At 69.9% G+C, this 6,804-nt stretch carries 7 protein-coding genes; all 7 read right to left on the bottom strand.

Going from position 1 to position 6,804, the window contains the following annotated elements; all coding sequences use genetic code 11:
• Positions 1-211 precede the first annotated feature (211 nt).
• Positions 212-1,117, bottom strand: coding sequence for a 2-hydroxy-3-oxopropionate reductase (locus tag E1292_RS48835; RefSeq protein ID WP_132606628.1), 906 nt, complete (start codon positions 1,115-1,117; stop codon positions 212-214).
• Positions 1,118-1,315: 198 nt separating this feature from the next.
• Positions 1,316-2,110 carry a hydroxypyruvate isomerase family protein gene (locus tag E1292_RS48825; protein WP_132606626.1) on the bottom strand — a complete coding sequence of 265 codons (795 nt, stop codon included), beginning with the start codon at positions 2,108-2,110 and terminating at the stop codon, positions 1,316-1,318.
• A gap of 8 nt (positions 2,111-2,118) precedes the next feature.
• Positions 2,119-2,805, bottom strand: a complete 687-nt coding sequence (locus E1292_RS48820; protein ID WP_132606625.1) for a GntR family transcriptional regulator — start codon at positions 2,803-2,805, stop codon at positions 2,119-2,121.
• Between the two features lie 60 nt (positions 2,806-2,865).
• Positions 2,866-3,795, bottom strand: coding sequence for a D-2-hydroxyacid dehydrogenase (locus E1292_RS48815; RefSeq protein ID WP_132606624.1), 930 nt, complete (start codon positions 3,793-3,795; stop codon positions 2,866-2,868).
• Entirely contained in the window at positions 3,792-4,673 is an 882-nt protein-coding gene (locus tag E1292_RS48810; RefSeq protein ID WP_132606623.1) for a carbohydrate ABC transporter permease, read from the bottom strand. The genes E1292_RS48815 and E1292_RS48810 overlap by 4 nt, the downstream gene beginning before the upstream one ends.
• The gene (locus E1292_RS48805; RefSeq protein WP_132606622.1) at positions 4,673-5,581 is read right to left on the bottom strand and encodes a carbohydrate ABC transporter permease; all 909 of its coding nucleotides are present in this window, start codon (positions 5,579-5,581) and stop codon (positions 4,673-4,675) included. Before E1292_RS48805 ends, E1292_RS48810 begins: the two co-directional genes overlap by 1 nt.
• Before the next feature lie 3 nt (positions 5,582-5,584).
• Positions 5,585-6,804, bottom strand: a 1,220-nt coding sequence (locus E1292_RS48800; RefSeq protein WP_132606621.1) for an ABC transporter substrate-binding protein, incomplete at its 5' end; no start/stop codon positions are given.

Raw genomic sequence — 6,804 nt, 5'->3', positions numbered from 1 at the left:
CTCCCCGCCCGAGGAGCCGCTGACGTCCGAAGAGCTGACCCGGCGCTTCTCCGCCGAGCGCGAGAGCTGAACCACTCCGGCGGCCCCGCTCCGCCGCGCGGGCGATGAGCCGCTCCGGCGGCCCCGCGAGTCGCTTCGCCCGGTGCCCGACGAGCCCGCCGATAGCACCACAGATCGTTTCGCCGGGCGCGGGACGAGCCCGGCGGCGGCCCTACAGGTCGCCGGAGAGGCGTTCGACGCCCCGGAGCAGCGCGGAGTGGTCGAGCGCGCCGTCGCCGGACGCGTCGGCGGCGGCCACGAGCTGGGCGACCAGCGCGCCGAGCGGCAGCACCACCCCGGCCTCGCGGGCCGCCGACGTGACGATGCCCATGTCCTTGTGGTGCAGGGCGATGCGGAAGCCGGGCTCGAACGCGTGGTCCAGCATGTTGCCGCGCTTCTGGGCCAGCACCGCCGAGCCCGCCAGGCCGCCACCCAGCACGTCCAGCGCCGCCTCCAGGTCCACTCCGTACGCCCGCAGGAACACGACCGCCTCGGCCAGCGCCTCGATGTTCGCGGCGACGATGAGCTGATTCGCCGCTTTGACCGTCTGGCCCGCGCCGCTCGGCCCGACGTGCACGACGGTCTTGCCGACCGCGTCGAAGATGGGCTCGGCCGCCGCGAAGGCGTCGCTCTCGCCACCCACCATGATCGACAGAGCGGCGTTCCTGGCGCCCGCCTCGCCACCGGAGACGGGGGCGTCGAGATAGCGCAGGCCGCGGGCGGCCGCCTCGCCGGCCAGCTCGCGGGTGACGTCGGGCCGGATCGAGGAGAAGTCGATGATCAAGGTGCCGGGCGCGGCGTGCGCGAACACGCCGTCATCCCCGGTCAGTACGGCCTGCACGTCGGGAGAGTCGGGCACCATGAGGGCGACCACGTCCGCCCCCGTCACGGCGTCGGCGATCGAGGCGGCCGCGCGCCCGCCCGCCTCGGTCAGGGCCTTGGCCTTCTCGGGCGAGCGGTTGTAGCCGGCCACGGTGTGCCCGGCCCTGACCAGGTGCACGGCCATGGGACTGCCCATGATGCCGAGGCCGATGAAGGCAATGGTGCTCACGACGTTCCTCTCCCATCGGTTTCTCACGCGCCGGTTCTCACACCGGTTGTTCTGGCGTCGGTTGCTCAGGCACCGCTCTGTCGCGCCGGGTTCTCACGCGCCTGTTGCTCTGTCGCCGGCTCTCCATCGCGCCGATCTCTCTGGCGCCGCTCCCTGTCGTGCCGGTCTCTGTCGTGCCGGTCTCTGTCGTGCCGGTCTCTGTCGCGCCGGTCTCTGTCGCGCTGGCTACTCTGGGGCGGCGGCTCGTTCCGCGCGGGGTAGCCAGTCGAAGGCGCCGGGACTGTCGGAGCGGTATTCGAGGCCGACATATCCGTTATATCCGGCTGCGTACACGTCAGAGATCCACCGCCGGAGCGGCAGCTTACCCTCGCCCGGCGCGCCCCTGCCGGGGGCGTCGGCGATCTGCACGTGGGCGATGCGCGCGGCGTGCCGCTCGATGACGGCGGGCACGTCGTCGCCGTTGACGGCCAGGTGGTAGAAGTCGGCCAGCAGCCCCACACCGGGCACGTCGTCCAGCCGCTCGAGCACGGCCACCGCGTCGGCGGCCGTCAGCAGGGGATAGCGCGGCGCGCCGCTCACCGGCTCGACCAGCACGGTGCCGTCGACGCCGCGGGCGCAGGCCGCCAGCATCTCCACGGCCAGGTCGTCCTGCTCCTTCGCGTCGATCCCTTCGACGCGGTTGCCGTAGAGGGCGTTGAAGGCCCGGCAGCCGAGCCGCTCGCCGATGGCCGCCACCACGGGAATGTTGTCGAGCAGTTCGCGGGAGCGCTCCGGCCACGACACGAGGCCGCGATCGCCGGCCGCCATGTCGCCCGCGAAGAAGTTGAGCCCGGTCAGCCGCACGCCCGCGTCCTCGACGGCGCGTACGAACGCGTCCACGTCACGGTCGGCGGGCACGGCCTGCGGCCACGGCCACCAGAACTCCACCGCCGTGAACCCGTCGGCGGCCGCCGCGGCCGGGCGGTCGAGCAGGGGCAGGCCGGTGTAGAGGATCGAGCAGTTGACGGTCCATCTGGTCACATGAGCTCCTACGCGCTGGCCTCTTCCGACCGCTCGCGGCGCAACTGGCCGAGCAGGCGGCCCTGGGCCTGGTCGAGATGGTGGGCAAGGCGCTGCTGGGCCCGCTCGGGGTCGCCGTCGCCGATCGCCTTGAGAATGTCGTCGTGCTCGTGCACCACGTTCATCGGGTGCGTGGTCCTGTGGGCCTGGAACTGGCCCATCGTCAGGTGCACCTCGCCGAGGATCACCTCGTGCATGCGCGACAGCCGCCGGCTGCCCACGGCCGCGACCAGCGCGGAGTGGAACGCGATGTCGGCCTCCACCTGGCTGGCGAAGGCCATGTCGCCGGCCGCCGCCTTCATCGCCGCCTGCGCGCGGGCGGCGGCCTGCGGCACGGTGGCGGTGCGGGCGAGCGCCGCGACCGCCGCGCGCTCGACGGTCTCGCGGCTGAAGTAGAGGTCGCGGATGTCGTCCTCGTCGAGCTTGGGGACGACCGCGGTCTTGTGGGTCGTGCGGCGCAGCAGCCCGAGCGCGGTGAGCCGCTCCAGGCAGGCCTTCGCGGTGGGCCGTGCGACGCTGTATTCGCCGGCGATGCGGATCTCGGTGAGCTTCTCCCCCGGGGCGATCTCGCCGTTGACGATGCGCTTGCGCACGGATTCGTAGAGCGCTTCCGTCAGAGACGACGGTCCGAGAGAAAAGCTGGTCTGGCCGTCCAAAGGACCCCTCCCAAGGATCGCCGAACGCCGAGCAGAATCGTCAGACAAGTATACTAGCGCTCAATACCCGGCCGCCTTGTCGACGACGTTGCGCAGCGGCTCGCCGCGGGCGAACCTGCCCACGTTGTCGAGCATGATCTCCACGCCGCGCCGCGCGGTCGCGCCCGTGGTGGCGCCGTTGTGCGGGGTGACGATGACGTTCGGCAGCCTCCAGAACGGGCTCTCCGCCGGCAGCGGCTCCACGCCGTGCGCGTCCAGCCCCGCCCCCGCGATCTCGCCCCGCCACAACGCGTCGAGCAGGGCGTCGTCGTCCGCGATGCCGCCGCGCGAGACGCAGACGAAGCACGCCGTACGCTTCATCGCGGCGAACGCGGCCCGGTCGAACCGCCCAGCCGTGGCCGCCGTGAGCGGCGCGGTGACCACCACGAAGTCGCACGCGGCCAGGAACCGGGGAAAGTCGTCCTGGCCGCACAGCTCGTCCACGCCCGGCGCGGGCATGCCGGCCCTGCGGCGCATGCCCAGCACCCGCATGTGGAACGCCTTCGCCTTGGCCGCCAGGTCGAGCCCCGCGTTGCCCAGCCCGTAGAGCCCGACGGTCGCGCCGGCCAGCTCGCCGTGCGGGTAGCGGTCCCAGCGGCGCTCAGCCTGCGCACGCAACCAGCGGGGCGCGTCCCTGCTGAGCATGAGCATCATCAACATCGCGTGCTCCGCCAGCGGGATCGCGCCGTTGCCCGCGGAGGACGTGAGCGTCACGTCGCTGTCGAGCAGCGCGCCCGACAGCGCGCCGTCCACGCCGGCGGCCGGGCTGTGCACCCAGCGCAGCCGGCGCGCCCTGGCCAGCAACGCGTCCGGCACGTGGCCGACCACCGCGTCCGCCTCCTCGATCCCCTCGGCGAGGTCCGCCCCGAACGTGACGCCCGTCTGCGGGGCCGCGGCGCGTACGCCGCGGCGCACGCTCTCGTCGTGCTCGCCGGTGAACAGGATCCTCATTTGAGCCCCGTGGTGGCGATGCCGCGGATGAGCTGTTTCTGCGCGACGGCGAAGAAGATGAGCACGGGCAGCAGCGACACCAGCGACATCGCGAACAGCATGCCCACGCCGCCCTGCGACTCGGAGTCGACCATGGAGTTGAGCGCCACCGGCACCGTGAACATCTTCGGCGACGTGAGGTAGATCAGCGGCACGAAGAAGTCGTTCCACGTCCAGATGAACGTGAAGATCGTGGTGGTGACGAGCGCGGGCCGCATCAGCGGCAGGATCACGTACCAGAAGGTGCGGAACGGACCCGAGCCGTCGATCCAGGCCGCCCGGTCGAGGTCGCGCGGGATGGTCCTGATGAACTGCACCATTAGATAGATGAAGAACGCGTCGGTGGCCAGGAACTTCGGCACGAGCAGCGGATAGTACGTGTTCACCAGGTCGAACTGCGAGAAGAAGATGTACTGCGGGATCACCAGCACGTGCATCGGCAGCATCACCGACACGAGCGTGATGGCGAGATAGACCCTGCGCATCCTGAACTCCAGCCTGGCCAGCGCGAACGCGGTCAGCGAGCAGGAGAACAGGTTGCCGATGATCGAGCCGACGGTGACGACCAGCGAGTTGAGGAAGAAGACCGAGAACGGGCGGTTGAGCGCGTGCCAGCCCTCGACGAAGTTGTCGAAGGTGATCTCGCTGGGGATGAGCCCTGGCTCGGTGAGGACGAGGTGGTCGGGCTTGAGCGAGCTGGCGATCATCCAGACCAGCGGATAGAGCATCAGCAGCACGAAGGCGCAGAGGCCGAGATGTTTGAGCAGGTCGCGGCGGATGCGCCGCCGTGCGGCCGCCCTGGATCGGGTACGCGTGGAGTCGAGGGTCGCGGTCGTCATCAGTCGTCTCCGTAGAAGACCCAGTATTTGGACAGGACGAAGTGCACGGCCGTCACCACGCCGATCGCGGCCATCAGCACCCATGCCAGCGCGGAGGCGTAGCCCATGTCGAAGTTCGTGAATCCCTGCTGGTAGATGTAGAGCGTGTAGAACAGCGTCGAGTTGGCCGGGCCTCCGGTGCCGCCGCTGACGACGTGGGCCTGGGTGAAGGACTGGAAGGCCCCGATCGTCTGCAGGATCAGGTTGAAGAAGATGATCGGGGTCAGCAGCGGGATCGTGACGCCGGTGAACTGCCGGACGACGCCGGCGCCGTCGACCCTGGCGGCCTCGTACAACTCCTCGGGGATCTGGCGGAGGCCGGCGAGGAAGATGACCATCGGCGAGCCGAACGTCCACACGTTCAGCACGATCAGCGTCGACAACGACAGGCTCGGGTTCTGCAGCCAGCTTCCCAGCTCCAGCCCGAACACCGACAGCGCCCGGTCGATCAGGCCGTCGTCGCCGAAGACCTGCCGCCACAGGATCGCGACCGCGACGCTGGTGCCGAGCAACGACGGGAGGTAGAAGGCGCTGCGGTAGAAGGCCAGCCCGCGCAGGCCCCGGTCGAGGATGAGGGCGAGCAGCAGGGCGAAGCCCAGTTGCAGCGGGATGGAAACCAGGACGTAGACCAGCGTCACCCGGACGGCCGCCCAGAAGTAGCCGTCCTCGAACATGCGCCGGAAGTTCTCCAGGCCGTTGAACTCCGGCGTGCTGAGGATGTTGTAGTCGGTGAAGGCCAGGTAGAGGGAGGCGAGCAGCGGCACGGCCGTGACCAGCACGAGGCCGAGCCACCACGGGATGAGAAAGACGTGCGCGGCCCCGCCCTGGCCGCGCGGCCCGCGCCTCGCTCGCGTGATCGGCACAGCGATCTCCTAACGCGCCCGCGTGATGCCGGTCCCGATCTCGTCCAGGAGCCGTTTGGAGCCGTCGGCGGTGCTCAGGCGGCCGAGCGAGATCTCCTCGGCGACCCTGGCCATGGCCGTGCGCCAGGTGCTCGTGCCGGGGGGCGCCTCGAAGCGGGGCCGGCGCTCGGCCTCCCGGACGACCTGTACGGCGGTGAGCATCTCCTTCTCGTCCCCGCTCGCCGCGTCGAGGGTCTGCTGGAAGACCTTGGGGTTGACCGGCGCGCCCATGGTCAGGCCGACGGTCTTGAGCATGGCCGGGTCGTTGGTGTTGTAGCTGACAAGTTTGCCGGCCGCCTCCAGCTTCTCCTCATCGATGCCCTGATATATCGCCATCCTGGGGAAGTACAGGAACGGGTGACCGGCCTGCGCGTCCTTGGCCACCGGCACGCCGCGCAGCTTGAAGCGGTGGTCGGGGAACATCTTGGCGTCGTCGATGATGTGGTTGGAGTTGCCCACCTTGGCCAGCACCTTCTTGCCGACCAGCGCCCAGTCGGGGCCCATGCCCTCCTGCTCGCTGAGCGTCAGCACGGCTCCGGCCTTCTGCAGCTTGTCCCACCAGTCGAACCAGGCGCGCACGCTGTCGGCGGTGAAGCCCACGTTGCCGTCCTCGGTCCAGAGTTGCTCGCCGCGCTGGCGCAACCACGCCTCGAACCACATGTCGGCGTCGGCCTCGTACGGCATGCCCTTGCGCTTGCCGGGGTTGTCCTTGGAGTAGTCGATGAGGAAGGCCGCCCACGCGTCCCAGTCGGCGTCGTCAGGCGGGAGCTCGACCTCGTCCTCCTCGGCGAACGTCTCGTTGTAGCGGATGACGGGGACGAAGACGCCGAACGGCATGGTGTTGAGCTGCCCGCCCAGCTTGAACGACTCGAGCTCCTGCTGGGAGTAGTCGGACAGGTCGAGGGTGGGGATGTCGTCGAGGCGGCGGTAGAGGTTGCTCTTGTGGTAGGTGAGCACCTGAGCTGAGGCGATCCAGAAGATGTCGGCGACGTCGCGGGCGGCCATCTGCGTCGTCATGCGCTCCTGGAAGGCGGAGTATTCGGCGAACTCCGGCTCGACCTGGATGCCCGGGTTCTTGGCGGCGAACTCCTTGAGGGCCTTGGTGTAGTTCTGCTGGCGGATGGTGCTGCCCCACCAGGCGTATCTCAGCGTGGTGCCGTCGTCGCCCCCGGAGCCGCCCCCGGAACCAC

Source organism: Nonomuraea deserti, from assembly GCF_004348685.1.
In the GTDB taxonomy this organism is placed as follows: domain Bacteria; phylum Actinomycetota; class Actinomycetes; order Streptosporangiales; family Streptosporangiaceae; genus Nonomuraea; species Nonomuraea deserti.
Note: the sequence above shows the minus strand (reverse complement) of the source record. Positions and strands in the feature narration are given on the sequence as shown.